Raw genomic sequence first — 16,836 nt, 5'->3', positions numbered from 1 at the left:
TTATCCCTCCAATATTTTTCTTATTTCTTTTTCCATATCATCTGTTATCTTTTCTTTTACTTTTAAAGCATTTAGATTTTCGTGTAGTTGTTCCATTTTGGAAACACCAAGGATTACACTGCTTACATTGGGGTTTAATAGACACCATGCAATTGCAAGTTGTGAAAGTTTGGCGTCTAATTCATCGGCAATTTTTTGTAGTTTTTGCAATTTTTCAAAGGTCTTTTCCGTTAAAATCCCATTTTCTTCAAGATGCTTTTTAAGGTTTGGAAATCTAGCTAATCTTGAGTCTTCGGGGATGCCATTATTGTATTTTCCGGTTAGTATTCCAGAGGCAAGAGGGCTCCATATTGTTAATCCCATTCCATATTTTTCATATATTGGTTGGTATTCTTTCTCCACTCTATTTCTTACAAGCATATTATATTGTGGTTGTTCCACAATTGGAGGTACACAATTTAGTTCTTTACATGCTTTGTGGGCATTTTCAAGTTGCTGAGCGCTCCATTCTGAAGTACCCCAATATAGTGCATAACCATTTCGTATTAGATAATCCATTGCAAGAACCGTTTCTTCTATTGGAGTTTCGGGATCAGGTCTGTGACAGTAAACTATGTCTACATAATCGAGCTGCAGTCTTTTTAATGAGGCAAAAGTTCCTTCAATAATGTGTTTTCTGGAAAGTCCTCTATCGTTGGGACCATTTCCACCCCAAAAGATTTTTGTGGAAACAACTATATCACTTCTTCTAAATTCTTTAAAGACTTCTCCTAGCATTGATTCAGCCATTCCATTGGCATATGCTTCTGCAGTGTCAAAAAAGTTAATTCCTTGTTTAAATGCTTCCCTTACAATTTCTTTTGCAGCAGATATGTCTAATTGATTTCCAAACGTAAGCCAGGAACCAAGGGAAAGTTCACTAATTTTTAATCCCCATTTTCCTACTTTTCTATAATTCATAAGTATCACCTCCTAACAACTAATTGTATCACAAAAACATTCGTTTTGCGAAATATTTTGTGTTTTGGTATACAGTATGTTATAATTAGCATGACTAATGATTTTTGGGGGGATGTTTTTGAAGCATAGGGTAGATTTGTACAAACAGGGGATATTTAAATCACTCTTTTTGTTGGGGTGGCCGTTAATCGTTTCAAATTTAATGCAAACCTTTTACAATGCGGTTGATGCGTATTTTCTTGGAAAACTTGGGAAAGTTGAGTTTTCAGCGCCTACAATAGTATGGCCACTTATTTTTGTTTTTATTTCACTTTCCATAGGTTTTGCACAGGCTGGTGTTACACTTGTTGCACAGTATACAGGCGCTTCTTTAAAGGAAAAAGCAAAAAAATCTGCAGGACAAACGATAACAATTTCAACAATTCTTGGTGTTGTTTTATCGATTGTAGCAATCTTGATTTCTAGACCTGTTATTACGCTAATAGCAGGTAATGAAAGTAGAGAAGTAGTAAAATTTGCGGTTAGTTATTTTAACATAGTTATGATAGGACTTCCCTTTGGATTTATTTTTAACTCCGCGGCCTCTATTTTAAGGGGTTGGGGAGATTCAAAGTTTACCATGAACCTAATGTTTATTTCTACTGTGGTTAATATTATTCTAGATCCAATATTAATCTTTGGAGTTGGATTTATACCAAAGATGGGTGTGGTAGGTGCTGCTTGGGCAACGACAATTGCAAGGATTGTAGCAGCGATAATTTCAATTGAACACTTGTTTAAAGGAAAAAGAGGGTTTAAAATAGATTTGAATGATTTAAAACCTGATTTTGAACTAATAAAAAGAGTGTTTAGGATAGGTATGCCAAGTTCTCTTAGTATGAGTGTTACATCGTTGGGATTTGTTGTGATTATGAAATTTGTTTCAAGTTTTGGTCCTACAGTGGTGAGTGCCTATGGGGTTGGAAATAGAATAATTAATTTCATTACAATGATTTCCTTTGGAATTGGAAATTCAGTTACAACAATGGTAGGTCAATTTCTGGGAGCAAATGATATAAAACGTGCAGAACAGACGGTTAAAGTAGCGTTTTTTGCAAATTTTACCATTGTATTTACGTTGAGTGCTCTTACCTTCTTTTTTGGAGGGCGACTTACACAATTTTTTATTAACGACCCAGAGGTTATTAAAGTTGGATATATCTTTTTTAAGTATGTTTCATTTTCTTTGCCATTTTTTACTTCAATGTCGGTGTTTATAAACACACTTGTTGGTGCGGGAAGAACTGAACTGGCAATGATAATAGATATAACTAGATTGTGGGGAATTAGGGTACCTTTAATTGCAATTTTTTCAGCGAGATTTGGATTTACAGGATTGTTTTTTGCGATGATAATTAGTAATGTAGGTGCTATGATTCTGGCGTATTTGTTTGTGAAATTTTCCAAATGGCAAAAAGCGATTATAAAAAGTGAAGAAAGGGGGGCTTTAGATGATATTTACCAATAAGAAAATAGAAAAGAGAGAAAGAAAGTATTTTAAAGATTTATCTTCAACAGATGCTGAAAAAATTATAGAAGTTTTAAATTCTTTATTAGAAAAACAGATTACTAAAGAAGAAGATGTAGTTGAATTAGTTGAAAAATTAACAGAACTTTCGGATATTGTTGCAGAAGAAATGGGTTGGAGATATATTAATATGACTAGGTTTGCCGATAAAAAGGAATATGCTGAAAAATTCAACGAATACTTTCAAAATGTAGTTTCAGAGTTAAAACCGTATTACATAAAGCTTGAGAAAAAGATTTACGATAGCGATGTAAAGATTTCTAAAGAATATGTTCATATGTTGAATATAATTTCTAATAATATTGAATTATTTAGAGAGGAAAATATTCCTCTACAGGTTGAAGAAAGGAAACTTTCAAACAAGTATGGAGCTATATTTGGCTCTATTGAAGTTGAGTTTAGGGGTGAAAAGAAAACCCTACAACAGTTATTACCGTATCTGAAATCACCTGATAGAGAAATTAGGGAGGAAGCTTGGAGAAAGAGATTTCATGGATTGTTGGAAAAACGTGAAGAGCTTGATAAATTGTTCGATGAGTTGAAAGAGATAAGAATAAAACAGGCCAGAAATGCTGGATTTGATAATTATAGAGATTACATGCATAAATTGAAAGGAAGATTTGAATATACGGTTGATGATGTATACAAGTTCCATGAAGCAGTTGAAAAGAAAGTAATGCCATTTTTCAAAAAAAGGATGGAAAAGAGGGCAAAGAAGTTAGGATTAGAGGTTTTAAAGCCGTGGGATACAGCGGTTGACGTCGATGGGAAAGTATTAAATCCTTACCAAACAGTTGATGAGTTTGTAGATAAAGCAATAAAGATTTTAGGAAAGGTAAAACCTCTTTTTGGAGAAAGATTGGAGATGATGAAAAATTCAGGATTGCTTGATCTTGAAAACAGAAAAGGGAAGGCGCCTGGTGGGTATAATTATCCATTGCCAGAAACGGGTGCACCGTTTATTTTCATGAATGCTACTGGTCAAAGTGGAGATGTGAGAACGTTGTTACATGAATCAGGTCATGCAATGCATACTTTTGAAACTGTAAACATCCCAATAACCTATTACAGACCAAATAGAATGGAAATAGCAGAGTTAGCTTCTATGAGTATGGAGCTTTTAACTATGCATTACTGGAGTGAATATTACAAAGATGAGGAAGAATACAAAAAAGCGATGATTGAAGAATTAGAACATGCAGTACTATTTTTACCTTGGTGCATGACTGTTGATGCTTTCCAACAATGGATATATACGAATGACCATACACCAGAAGAACGCGCACAGTACTTTGGGAAACTTATGGATAAATTTAACCAGGGTGTTGATTGGTCTGGACTTGAACTTGAGAAACAATATAGATGGTTATTCCAGTTACATATTTTTGAAGTGCCATTTTATTATATTGAATATGGAATTGCACAACTTGGAGCGTTATCTATTTATAAAAACTACATTGAAAATCCAGAAAAGACAATAGAAAACTATCACAACTTTTTAAAGGTTGGATATAAAGTGCCGATAGATAAAGTATATGAAGTTGCGGGGATAAAATTAGATTTTTCCGAGGAACATATCGAAGAGATTGTAAATTTTGTAGAAGAACGGTTAAGATTATTGGAGGGAGAGTAGTTTGTTTTTCGATGATATAGATGATTTTGAAAGTTTGGATGATTTTGTTAATAGCATAAGGAATAATGTGAGTTGTCCTGAATGTGTCCAGTGTGGATATTGTTGTAAAGTTACTCCATGTTACTATGGAAAGTGGGATGATGAAAAAGAACGGTGTGAGTATTTAACAGAAGATAACAAATGTGGAATATACGGTAAAATAGTTGAAATGGAGAAAGATAAAGAAGTAAAAATGTTTGGAAGTGGTTGTTGTTTAAATTACATGAATCCAGAAAGACTAAAAAAGCTGAAAAAGTAAAAAATGTTTTGAGATAAAACCTGGCCTTTTTAAGGCCAGGTTTATTTTTTTGAATATTTTACTTTAAAGTAACATTGCTTTGTTGATTTTTAATATAAGAGGTGATATTTTCGTTATAGTTAAAATTTTAATAAAACAGGAGGTGTTCAAGTGAAAAGTGTTTTTTCAAAGGTTTTAATTGGATTTAGCATAGTAATGTTTTTAACGTTGATAGTTAGTTTATTTTTATTAGTACAGATTAATAAAATAAGTGATTTAGTTGGCTTTACTAAACAGTTTAATGTTTATCTTTCGAATTTGGGATTGTTATTTAGGGAATCTGAAATTTTAGTGGATTATAAAGACTATGCTAGATTAAAAAAAGTAGGTAGTGATTTAGAAGAGTTGAGGGATAAAGTTGTAGCATATACAGAAAGTATAAAAATATCTTCGGTTGGTCAAGAAAATGTGAATAACTTGGTTAGTAATATGGAAAAAATAAGTGTTTTTTTAGAAAAAAGTAGCACAAGTAGTAATTTTACTAAGCTAGAAAACTTGATAAAAAAAGGACGTACCCTGACCGAAGATTTGTTAAATATACTTTCAGAAATACAGATAAAAAACATAAAAAACTTGAAGGTTAGTTTTTTGGTAGCTTCTATTTTGGTTGTTGTTTTGACTTTAAGCATATCGTTTGTTGTAGCAAGGATATTGGTAAGACCTATAAAGAAAGTAAATATGTTAGTTGAAAATTTGAGTAATGGTGTTTTGAATATAGAAATTGAAAAAATTAAGTCAAATGATGAAATAGGAAATATGGCAAAGTCTGTGGAAAGATTAAGAGAAATTTTGAAAGAAACTTTATTGGTTATTAATGAATCATCTTCAAAGTTATCTGTAACTTCTGAAGAGATGTTTGCATCGGGTGAAGAACTATCTGCATCAGTAAATTCCATAGCTGAAGTCTTGGATGAAATTTCTAAAGAAGCAATGAGTAATAGCGCAGTTGTTGAAGAGATGAATGCTTCACTTGAAGAACTTTCAAGTGCATCACAGGGAAACGCAAATACTGCTCAGGCAATGCTTGAAAGTAGTGAAAAAATTACTGAACATTTGAGTTTAAATACAAAAAACTTGAGTGAAGTGTTGGAAAATATAGAAAATACAAAATATTCAGTAAGTAAAATGAGCGAGGTTATGAAAGAATTATCCGAATATTCGAAGAATATAGAACAGATTCTTGAAACAATAACTTCAATAGCTGACCAAACTAATTTGTTGGCTCTTAACGCGGCAATTGAAGCTGCAAGGGCCGGAGAAGCAGGAAAAGGATTTGCAGTAGTTGCAGATGAGATTAGAAAACTAGCAGAAGAAAGTAGAAATGCTACTGAAAGTATAGGTAAAATTTTAACATCAATTGGCAAAAATATATCATCTTCAGTAAAAATAGCAAACGAAAGCTTTGAAATGATAACAAAAGTCTCGGAATATACGGATAAGACGGTAAGATCATTTGATGAGTTGGATGAAGAAATAAAAAATATACAGGAGCATATACAAAGTGTAGCTGCAAGTGCGCAAGAACAAGCAGCTGGTGCACAGGAAATGTCAGCTGGAATGAATCGAATAGCAATATTGATTGAAAATTTAACTAAAAAAATAGAGAATTTCAACGGTTCGTTACAGGAGGCAAATGCTTCACTTGAGGAGTTATCTGTTGTTTCTCAGGAGGTTTCAGGCCTAGCTGCAAAATTACATGAGAAAATTGAATTTTTCAAAATGTAAAATGTAAGAAATTTGTGTTTTATCCCGATCACATGATCGGGATTTTTTATTTTTTCTTTATTGTTATTGTAAAATTAATTATTGATTTCATAGATATTACAACTATCATTAGTGTGTGTTATTTATATTATTAGTACTTTTATATTAAATTTTGATTACTTTTATTATTACATGTTGTTGACTTTTTTTCTTTTTATGTTATAAAATTACTGTCAGGTCGACTTGACAAAAATCAATAAACCAGGTGGGTGTAAAATATGAAAAAATTTTTAATAGTTTTAGTTGTGGTTATTTTGAGTTTGAGTTTAATGGCAAATGAAAAGGTGGATATTTCAAAAGGTGATGATAGACTAGAAATTGGACCAGTTACAGCTATAGCAATTATAGAACTTTGTATTGAGGTAATTGTTCATTCTGAAGAAATAGTGGATGGAGTTGAGAAAATGGTTGAGGATATAAAAGAGTTAGTTTATTATGTTAAAGCTTGTGCTGAAACACCTGCTAAAGCTGTTTCTTTAGCTAAAATAAAAGCAAGGAAAAAGTTGGAACAATTAAGATTAATTTATCAGAAAAATATTTATCGCTCATATGTTGGTCAACCTACAATTTATGTAAATTTAACCGATAGTGTGAAAGAAAAATTTGAATTTTAAAATATATGCCTTCCACATTTTGTGGAAGGCTATTTTGGGGGGATTTTTTTGCAGTATTTTAAAGGAATAATTTATACTATTTTAGGTTTTTTTCTCTTTACTTATTTTGTTCCTGTTTTGGAGTCTTATGCAGAAGTTAATTATGGAACCTTTTTTGATGGGGTGATTGTGCTCTTTTTTTGTGTAATATTTATTTCAGTAACTACTCGCCTTTTTTTTGAAGACTTTAAGGAAAAAAGGCTAAGGTTAGATGTGTTTAATTTAAAAGATTTTGTCTTTTCTTCTTTATTAATGACTTTTTTTGTTGTGTTTGTTGTGGTTCAAAGAAAGGTTTTACCAAATGCCAGTTTTTTTGTAAGTATTTTCGTTACATATGTATTAGCGTTTAGAGAGGAATTATTAATTAGATGGTTTTTGTATAATTATATAAAATCAAGAAAGGGTTTTTTGTTTGCAACATTCTTGAGTGCGGGGATTTTTACGTATTTTCATATTCGTAGTTTCTATTATGGAGGATTATTTCAAATTTTCGTTTCGGGGATTTTTTATGCATTAATTTACGAGCATTCGAAAAATATTTGGCTTGTAACAACAATTCATTTTTTAAATAATTTTTTTGTTGATAACAACGTAACAAATTTACTTTCGGACGGAATAGGTTTGGTTGTAATTACATATATATTCTTTAAAAACTATAAGATATCAAGTATAAAATTTAAAGAATTTACTCCGGGTTATATACCATTGCTTTTGTTTTTATACTCAATTTTATTATTATCTAGAAATGTTTCGTTACAGAATTTAAAAGGAAACTACTATGTTACTTATGGACAATTGTTTATTATTCTATTATTTTTAGTGGTTTTACTTGTAAAAAAATACAAAAAAATAGGGTTTTATCTGTTAGTGGCTTTCCAAGTGATTGCGTTGTTAATTGATTATTCTTTTGTTATTTTTATTCCAATTTTGTTGATGTTATTTCTTGAATTACTAGATAGTGAAAAAGAAAAAAATATGTTATTTTGGTTTTTTTTGGCCAATATTGTATTTTTTGGTATTTACAGTGGAAGATGGGAAGTGTTATTTAAGACTGAAAATCTATTGTTTTCTGGAATATTTTTATGTTATTTGTTTTTGAAAAAGTATAATACAGAAAAACCTTTATTCTATTTGATAATACTATGTGAATTTTTATTTTTGTTATTTAGTTTTTCTTTTAGTATAATTATACCCATCCTTATTTTTATATATTTCAACACTTTTAAAGATAAAAAATTAGGTATTTTACTTATTTTGTTTTCAACCATCCTTATTTTATCCTTTGGACTATATTACAAAATTCCTCTTTTGGTATTGCTATTAATAACTCTTTTATCGAGTTCGTCTTTATTAAAGGAGAGTCTCTATATCTTTAATATGATATATTTGGTTCTCATTTATATTCTGATGTATTTTACAGAGAAAGTAGGTTTGAAAGATGTTAGAGTTATTGTTTCTCTTTCGTGCTATATTTATATTTTATTTAACATTATTGAATTTCTAAGATTTGGTTCTGAAAAAGAAGTTATTAGTCAATAATGCGGAGAAATCCGCATTATTTTATTTTTTTATGTATAAATTAGGTAAAAATAATTTTTTTATTATCTAATAATTGACTTTGTCCAAAATTAGTAGTATAATAAGATTGGATAGTTAAAAAAATCACAAGGAGGAGAAAGATATGAAAGTTGTAATAATTGGGTGTACACATGCAGGTACTGCTGCGGCTATAAATGCTTCGAAATTATACAAGGATGCTGAAATTACCATTTATGAGAGAAATGATACCATATCATTCCTATCTTGTGGAATTGCTTTACACGTTGGTGGGGTGGTAAAAGATCCAAGTAAACTGTTTTATTCTTCACCCGAACACCTTAAAAGTTTGGGGATAAATACAAAAATGAGACATAATGTAAAAAAAGTTGATTTTGATGAGAAAACATTGTTGGTAGAGGATTTAAAGAGTGGAGAAATTTTTGAAGATAGTTTTGATAAATTGATAATTACAACAGGCTCATGGCCAATTATTCCTAATATAGAGGGAATAGAATTGAATAACATACTCCTTTCTAAGAATTATTATCATGCACAGGAAATTATTAAAAGGTCTGAAAATGCAAAAAATGTGGTTGTTATAGGAGCAGGGTTTATAGGTGTTGAACTTGCTGAAGCAATGAAAGAAAAAGGAAAAAATGTTACTTTGATAGATATTGAAAGTAGAATTTTAAGTAAATATTTAGATGAAGAATTTACAAAGATAGCAGAAGATAAATTATTAAAAAATGGTATTAATTTGGCTTTGAATGAAAAAGTTACGAGATTTATTGGGGGAAAAAGTGTTGAAAAGGTGATAACCGATAAAGGGGAATATAACGCGGATTTGGTTATTCTCTCTGTTGGATTTAAGCCAAATACTGATTTATTTAAAAGAAAATTAGATATGCTTGAAAATGGTGCAATTATTGTTGACGAATATATGCAAACAAGCAGAGATGATGTATTTGCAGCAGGAGATTGCAGTGCTGTATTTTACAATCCTTTAAAGAAATATAAGTATATTCCACTTGCAACAAATGCAATTAGAATGGGTACAATAGCGGCATATAACCTTAACGAAAGAAGATTAAGACACCTTGGTACACAGGGTACTTCTGGAATAAAGATTTACGATTTAAATATAGCGGCGACTGGATTAACTGAATCAATGGCAAAATGTAATGAGTTAGAAGTAGATTCAGTAGTTATAACAGAAAACCACAGACCGGAATTTATGCCAAAGTTTGAAAAAGTAATGTTTAAAGTAGTATTTGGAAAAGATTCTAAAAAAATTTTAGGAGCACAAATACTTTCTAAAGCAGATTTAACACAATCTATCAATACAATGTCCGTTGTAATTCAAAATGAAATGACTATAGAAGAATTAGCATTTGTAGATTTCTTCTTCCAACCACACTTTAACAAACCATGGAACTTTTTGAATATGGTAGGTTTGGAATATTTAAATAGAATATGACCCATTCGAATGGATGGGTCATACTTTTTTATCAATATTTTGTTCTGAAGGGGTGACATAACCTAAAATTTTATTTTCTGAAATAATAGAACCTTCCGTATTGTTAAAGATTATAGATAAATTTTCTTTAATGTTTGTGTTTTGCAGTGAAAAATCAATTCTTTCTAATCCATCTTTCTTTGAGTAAAGTAAATTTAAATTGTCGACAAAGTATGAAAAAGAAATTTGTTTTCCATCTTCAGTGGTAATTTTTCCTTCTATAGTAGTTTTTGAAAAGCTCAATTGGAATTTTTCATGGTAAACCTCGATTTCAGGTTTACCAATCTTTACCATAATTTTATACCTTATTTTTGGAAGAGCTAATTTAAATTTCTTTCCTGTAAGTTTTTCAAGAAGTTCTTTTGATATAATTAACTTTATTAGATCTTTTTCTTTTATCTTTTCTTTCTTTTCATATATAAGTACGTTTGCACTCTTTTTGACTTTAATAAATGTTCGTTGATATGAAAAATCAAAGTTAAAGCTTTGAATTTTCATACTACCACCACCCGTTACATTTATCGGAAAAGTTTTTGAAAATATAAACCGTGAAAAAAATAACGAAAAGTTTATCTGGTTTTAACAATTGTTTTTTAGAAGAATGTTATAATAATTGTGAAAATATTCACAGGAGGTGAAATTATGTGGGAAAGTAAAGTAGATATTTACAACGTATTTGAATTAAGATGTAAAACCACTTGTTACTTTGGTGTAGGTGCAATAAATAAAGTGGGAGATATATTTGACACATTAAAAAATCAAGGTATTGATAATGTGATTTTTGTCACAGATAAGGTGGCATACAAAGTAACAGGTGCATGGGATGTTATAAAGCCAGAGCTTGAGAAAAGGGGAATAAAATATGTAATTTATGAAGATGTTTCCCCAAATCCAACTACAACACAGATAAATGAAGCTACAAAACTTGCGTTAGAAAATGGTGCAAAAGCAGTGATAGGAATAGGTGGGGGAAGTCCTATAGACGCTGCAAAGAGTGTTGCAGTTTTATTAGAATATACAGATAAAACGGCAGAAGAATTGTATGAAGGAAAATTTGTCCCTACAAAGGCAAAACCTATTATCGCAATAAATACCACACACGGTACTGGAACAGAAGTTGATAGATTTGCAGTAGCTTCAATTTTAGAAAAGGAATATAAACCAGCAATAGCATATGATTGTATATATCCAACATTTGCAATAGATGATCCTCAATTGATGAAGACACTTCCAAAAAATCAAACTATATTTACAGCAATTGATGCAATAAACCATGTTACAGAAGCTGCTACAACTCTTGCTGCAAGTCCATATTCTATTCTTTTAGCTAAAGAAACAATTAGGCTTATTTCAAGATATCTTCCACAAGCAGTTGCACATCCAGATGACCTAACAGCTAGATATTATTTGCTTTATGCTTCAGCTATAGCTGGGATTTCATTTGATAATGGTTTGCTCCATTTTACACATGCTCTTGAACATCCTTTGAGTGCTGTAAAACCAGATCTTGCACATGGATTAGGTCTTGCAATTCTTTTACCTGCTGTTGTAAAACAAATTTACGTTGCAAAACCAGAGGTTTTAGCAGATATATATAATCCAATTGTTCCTGGTTTAAAGGGTATTCCTGGTGAAGCAGAAAAAATTGCAGTAGGTATTGAAAAATGGCTTTTTAGCTTGGGAGTAACAGAAAAGCTTGAAAATTTGGGATTTGTAGAAAAGGATATACCTAAATTGACCAAACTTGCACTTGAGACACCATCTCTTGGTTTGCTACTAAGCATGGCCCCAATTAAAGCAGACGAAAAGGCAATTTCTTCAATATATAGAGATTCTTTGACTTATATTTCTAGATAACTTTAATATTTTTGTGGAGCCTTTTGGCTCCACTTTTTTTATTAATTGGAGTGAATTTTTAATCCATAATATCCTAAAAAGGCAGGATTCAATTCAATAGGTTTCCATGCCATATCGCCAAGCATCATATTTTCATAAGATACATATCTAACTTCACCTTCAGGACCTGTATGGTATACAAAACCATTTCCTGTGTATATCATTACATGATAGGGAAATTCAGGATCTTCAGGATGGAAATAGAATATCAAATCTCCTGGTTTAGCATATCTTTTTTCATATGATATAAAGTAAGTATTATAGTGTAAAAGGTTATATGCATCCACATAACTTACATATTTTTTTCTATTAAAAAATATATTCACACCTAACGGAGTATTGGGATAGTTGTATTTTTTTACATCTTCAAATACCGGTCCTTTGTAACCTGTTTTTTCAAACCAATCCTTATCATGTTTTTTAAGAGCTTCTTTTATGCAATAAAAGACAAAGCCTGAACAATCTTTTGTTTTAAAAGTAGGATGTTCGTTATCAACATTATCTAATGCAATCGCAACAAACCAAAGTCTAAAGTTCATAGAATCCTCAACATCTAATTTTAAATTTTCTAAAGATTTTAAGTCACTCTTTCCAATTGGAAATAATAAATTTGTGTAAATCACCATCAAAAACATCAAGAAACTTATCAACCTCATCTTTTTCATAATCTTTCAACCACCAATATATCAATCCTTCCTGATATTCTTCTTTCAGGCCGTATAATACCCAATGTAATAATTCATGTGTTAATACCTTGTAAAATACTCCTTTTTTGATTAAAACATCTCTTGGTTGCAAGATAATAATAAAATCCTTGTATATTCCACCAACGCTGTATGGCATACCAGTAGTTTTATTAAATTCATATAGATTAGTAGTTTCGTATACAGATACTGGTGTGGTTGGTAGTGTTAAACTCGCTTCATCTAGAAATTTGTACAAATCATTCCGTACTTCATATGGAATTTCAAAGTTGCATATAACTTGGTTTGGAATTTTAATACTATTTGATATTAAAGGGATAAAGTGAACCAATAGCAAAAGTATCTTCATAGTACATGTTGTATACGTACGTTGGTTTTTTATGAAAAATTCCTTCACTTGTTACCCTCCAATAATATTCTAGTTTTCCTGGATGTAAATATCTTATAAAATACACAATTTTATCTTTTTTCACATCTTTATAGCTATACCATATATCTTCATTTGAATACCACCTGTATGAAAATTTTCCTTCATAATCAGGTGTTCTTTCAACATAATTTTTTAAAACCTGGGCACATGCTGGAAGGTATTCTTCAACTACCAAATATTCACCTGTTCCGTCTATAAAAATGGAAGTTTTCAAAACATCACCTTTGTGAATTTCATAATCATAATTTTTAGTAAAATTAATTTCATAATATCCTTTCTCAAAATAATAATTATTTCCAACAAATTTAAATGGCCCTTCAATTAAAAGTTTGTTATTAACAAATAATACTGGTGTTCCATCAATTATTATTCTTGCTATTTCTTCCGGAATTTCTGAACTAAAAGTAGGAGTAGATATCTTAGACATATTTATTGGAATAAATTGCGTATTAACTGGTAAGAAAACATCCAAATATTTTCCGTCATATAACAAGTCATATTTTTTGTATAATCTATTTTTAAGATTTATGTCATTAAATTGATTTTGAGCATATATCTTTTTAGTTGATTCAACATCAACAAAACCATTTCCAGATACGCAAATTTTGTTATCTTTTGCTTCAAAAATTATGTTACTCTTATAATCATTTAATTTCTGACTTTCAATAATTGCAAGAATTGCAAAAGCTGTATCTTTAGTTGAATACCAGAAAGGCCCTTTTTTGCTATTTAAAAGATAATTTATCATTTTATCTCTTAAATCAAGATACTTGTTATACCTTGTAAGTGTCCTAACAGCAATGCTAGTAAGATGTATTGATGTGTAGAAATGGTTTGATGGGTTGCTTTTGATATATGTAATATCTTTACCTATAGTTGCTATTTCATATATTTTATCTGGATCAGTATATACATAATCAACTACGTTTCTTGCTTTAAAATCTATATTTTTTTCACCATAAAGATTCAAGATAAAAGCCGCATATCCATCGATTGGTTGATTTTTAAGGTATTCTAATCCATCCAATATAACTTTCTCTGGAACAAAAAATCCAAGTTTTTTAGTATAGTAAAGACCCTCTAAAACATATGAAGTCATAAATAAATCACTATCATCGAAAGTCCACCAACCCCAACCTCCATCTGTATGCTGGAATTTTAAAAGTCTTTGAAGACCTTTTAAAATAATGTCATCTAAGTTTGGGTATTCAATAAAAGATTTTGCAACAAGTACAGGGTAAAAAGAACTCATTGTCTGCTCAACACAACCATACGGGTAATGTATAAGTGCTTTGATTGAAGGCTCTAAAAAATCTTTTAAGTTATTTATTACTCTTATCTTTGCATCCTTATCAAAAACCTTTTTTCCAGCGATCTTTACAACTTTGCTTGTATCTTTTGAAATATAAATTGGTTTCACAGGAATTGTTAATTTTATTCCATCATATTCACTTAACATTGATGCTTCGGCTGTAATTTTTAAATCACCTTCTTTAAAGTCTTTTAATGTAAACGGAATTTTCAATTCTTTTTCTATCTTATATCTTCCACTATTAAAATCAACCATCCCATTATTTACATTTAATTTCACATCAACCTTTCCTATTTTTCCAGTATAGTTCTTTACATATATTTCACCTATAACCTTATCTCCCTCAACCAAAAATTCCGGGGCGAAAATCTTTACTTCAAAAGGTTTTGTTACAACAAAAGTTTTGATGCCTTCTGCTATATAATTCTTAGAAATTTCATAAGCTGTTACTCTCCATTTGGTAATACTATCTGGAGTTTTTAAAGAAATTTCATTTTTCATCAATGATGGATTCCAATATGCTGTCTCTGGGAAATATTCCCTTATTCGTCTTTCTTCAGATTCTTTTGTAGAAGCAAATATATGACTTTTTTTTGATTTCTCAAACTCAGATAGCCTATTAAAATAAACATATGTTTTCGAAGTGTATAATTCATATGAAGGATAATTAATTTCAGGATAGAGTTGATTTACAACTGATTTTGCGTTGGATAATAAATATATTCCTTCATCTACAACGCTTACGATTTTTAAAGATTTAGAATTTTCAAACTTTATATTTGCAATTTCTCCGGGTTTGTATTGAGTTTTATCTAGTTTAATTTTCAAGGTTTTCACTCTATCATGGTTTACATTTATTTTTACTCTGTCGTTATATTTTAACCCAAAAAACTCAATGAAATATGTTGATGAAATTTCATCAATTGGAATTGTTAATTCTATTTCGGATTTTTTAGTGATAATATTAAATTTTCTTATTTTTTCTTCCCCGGTAACCAACACTCCTATATCATCTTTTGGATCAATTGCCACTTTAATTTTTTCGCCAGGTTTCACACTGTTTTTATTTGCAACTATAATTCCGGAATTACTAACTGAAAAACTTTTATATATTACTTTGGCTTCTTTCCCAAACTTTACCTCTATCCACCAAGTATTTTTGGGTATGGCAATTTCTGCGTATCCATTTTTTACTTCAAAATAAATTTCTTTTTCATTTATGTTTACAACCCCAATGCCATTTAATGGGTCTCCAGAAATATTTGTGATTCTGAGTTTTAATGTTTCATTATCAATAGCACCTTTAATATCAACGTTGTCTGCTTTTACCATTGCGTAAATATTTTTTTCATTTTGTATTCCAGAATCATCTACAATTAACGCCTGAATTCTGTAATATCCAGCCTCTTTTGTAACGATGTTATAGGTGGCTTTGCCATTTTCGTTTGTCATTGCTTTGGTTTTGTTTATCAGATGGGAACCTTTAAATGCATAAAATAAAACTTCAGCGTTTTTTACTGGATCACCATTTAAATATCCTGCATTTAATTTTACCTGTAAGGTATCGCTTACAATAAGCTGTGTTGCATTAGCGGTAAGAGATAGTGTATATGTTGGTTTTGTGTAGTCTTGAACTAATAAATAATACCTGGAAAGAATTTCATCGTTTTCAGAGATGATTAAAGTATAATTTCCCGTTATTATTTCTTCTGTTGTTTTGTAATCAAAAACTATTCCTCCAAATGTGTCAGTTTCAAATGTATCTTTATAAACAATATTATTAAAAGGGTCTTTTAAAGATACATGTAGTTTTGTTTGATATGGAATATATTTGGTATTGTCTTTTTTTAATGCGTTGATTCTTACGTGTATAGTATCTCCAGGTTTGTATATAGGTTTATCAGTAAATACTACAGTTTTCCTTTCAGGATAATTTGACCATCCTCCGTAGTTTGAAAGTATAACTATATTGTTTTTTAAGAAGAAAACTTTATCTTTGTATTTTTCAATATTTAATGAGAATATGGGACCATTTATGGTTTTTGTGGTGTAATTGTCAAAGTAATAAAGTTTTTCCAAAAATTTTTTATTTCTTAGATCATATACTGAGAAATAGAATTGATTGCTAGTCGAAGCAATAAAAGCTTTAAGGTCTGTCACAAAAAGTATTTGTCTTGCTATGCTTTCTTTTCCATTTACAATTACATAATATATACCAGGAACATCTGGAAGCTCTAGTGAATAAAAATTTTTCTTGATGTTTTTTATAGAAAACTCTGATTGAGTTCCACCATTTGAGAAAATACCTTTTACTGCTTCCTTTGAAACATCAAAACGAAATACTTTAACGAAAAAGTTTTCGTCAGTTTCAAAGTTTACCGTTCTATTGGGATAAATTAAAACATTGGTAGAATAAAACCAAATGTATGGAAAAGATATTGCGGATACAAAAATAAGCAAAATAGCTAGTATTTTTTTCATAATTATCCCTCCAAACATTTTTGTTATTATAATTATACTACTAA

13 protein-coding genes are annotated in these 16,836 nt (G+C 30.2%); 8 read left to right on the top strand and 5 right to left on the bottom strand.

Annotation, left to right across the window (positions count from 1 at the left end; translation table 11 throughout):
• Positions 1-960, bottom strand: coding sequence for a potassium channel beta subunit family protein (locus TMEL_RS00800; RefSeq protein ID WP_012056386.1), 960 nt, complete (start codon positions 958-960; stop codon positions 1-3).
• A gap of 118 nt (positions 961-1,078) precedes the next feature.
• Between TMEL_RS00800 and TMEL_RS00795 the strand changes: the two genes are divergently transcribed.
• The 7 genes from TMEL_RS00795 to TMEL_RS00765 all read left to right on the top strand — a co-directional run bounded on the left by TMEL_RS00795 (position 1,079) and on the right by TMEL_RS00765 (position 9,930).
• A complete protein-coding gene (locus tag TMEL_RS00795) occupies positions 1,079-2,467 on the top strand; it encodes an MATE family efflux transporter (protein ID WP_012056385.1) in 1,389 nt (462 codons plus the stop codon).
• On the top strand, positions 2,451-4,160 hold the full coding sequence (locus TMEL_RS00790) for a M3 family oligoendopeptidase (RefSeq protein WP_012056384.1): 1,710 nt from the start codon (positions 2,451-2,453) through the stop codon (positions 4,158-4,160). The genes TMEL_RS00795 and TMEL_RS00790 overlap by 17 nt, the downstream gene beginning before the upstream one ends.
• Position 4,161: 1 nt before the next feature.
• The gene (locus tag TMEL_RS00785; RefSeq protein WP_012056383.1) at positions 4,162-4,458 is read left to right on the top strand and encodes a hypothetical protein; all 297 of its coding nucleotides are present in this window, start codon (positions 4,162-4,164) and stop codon (positions 4,456-4,458) included.
• Positions 4,459-4,608: 150 nt separating this feature from the next.
• Positions 4,609-6,222 carry a methyl-accepting chemotaxis protein gene (locus TMEL_RS00780; protein WP_012056382.1) on the top strand — a complete coding sequence of 538 codons (1,614 nt, stop codon included), beginning with the start codon at positions 4,609-4,611 and terminating at the stop codon, positions 6,220-6,222.
• Between the two features lie 257 nt (positions 6,223-6,479).
• Positions 6,480-6,875 carry a hypothetical protein gene (locus TMEL_RS00775; protein WP_012056381.1) on the top strand — a complete coding sequence of 132 codons (396 nt, stop codon included), beginning with the start codon at positions 6,480-6,482 and terminating at the stop codon, positions 6,873-6,875.
• Positions 6,876-6,923: 48 nt separating this feature from the next.
• Positions 6,924-8,453 (top strand): CPBP family intramembrane glutamic endopeptidase, encoded by a 1,530-nt coding sequence (locus tag TMEL_RS00770; protein ID WP_012056380.1) that lies wholly within the window; start codon positions 6,924-6,926, stop codon positions 8,451-8,453.
• A gap of 142 nt (positions 8,454-8,595) precedes the next feature.
• The gene (locus tag TMEL_RS00765; protein WP_012056379.1) at positions 8,596-9,930 is read left to right on the top strand and encodes an FAD-dependent oxidoreductase; all 1,335 of its coding nucleotides are present in this window, start codon (positions 8,596-8,598) and stop codon (positions 9,928-9,930) included.
• Positions 9,931-9,948: 18 nt separating this feature from the next.
• Here the strand turns inward: TMEL_RS00765 and TMEL_RS00760 are convergent, their stop codons facing one another.
• Positions 9,949-10,467, bottom strand: coding sequence for a hypothetical protein (locus TMEL_RS00760; protein WP_012056378.1), 519 nt, complete (start codon positions 10,465-10,467; stop codon positions 9,949-9,951).
• A 144-nt stretch (positions 10,468-10,611) separates the two neighbouring features.
• Between TMEL_RS00760 and TMEL_RS00755 the strand changes: the two genes are divergently transcribed.
• Positions 10,612-11,826 carry an iron-containing alcohol dehydrogenase gene (locus TMEL_RS00755; protein ID WP_012056377.1) on the top strand — a complete coding sequence of 405 codons (1,215 nt, stop codon included), beginning with the start codon at positions 10,612-10,614 and terminating at the stop codon, positions 11,824-11,826.
• 41 nt (positions 11,827-11,867) lie between these two features.
• On the opposite strand, the gene TMEL_RS00750 is transcribed toward TMEL_RS00755, so the two are convergent.
• Genes TMEL_RS00750 through TMEL_RS00740 form a run of 3 tightly spaced genes read right to left on the bottom strand, consistent with a single transcriptional unit; the run spans position 11,868 to position 16,792 of the window.
• Entirely contained in the window at positions 11,868-12,530 is a 663-nt protein-coding gene (locus TMEL_RS00750) for a DUF1175 family protein (RefSeq protein WP_231109746.1), read from the bottom strand.
• Positions 12,448-12,918, bottom strand: a complete 471-nt coding sequence (locus tag TMEL_RS00745) for a hypothetical protein (RefSeq protein ID WP_238375218.1) — start codon at positions 12,916-12,918, stop codon at positions 12,448-12,450. Before TMEL_RS00745 ends, TMEL_RS00750 begins: the two co-directional genes overlap by 83 nt.
• Complete coding sequence (locus tag TMEL_RS00740) at positions 12,869-16,792, bottom strand: MG2 domain-containing protein (protein WP_012056374.1); 3,924 nt, start codon at positions 16,790-16,792, stop codon at positions 12,869-12,871. The genes TMEL_RS00745 and TMEL_RS00740 overlap by 50 nt, the downstream gene beginning before the upstream one ends.
• Between the last annotated feature and the right edge of the window lie 44 nt (positions 16,793-16,836).

Source organism: Thermosipho melanesiensis BI429 (assembly GCF_000016905.1).
Taxonomy (GTDB): Bacteria; Thermotogota; Thermotogae; order Thermotogales; family Fervidobacteriaceae; genus Thermosipho; species Thermosipho melanesiensis.
Note: the sequence above shows the minus strand (reverse complement) of the source record. Positions and strands in the feature narration are given on the sequence as shown.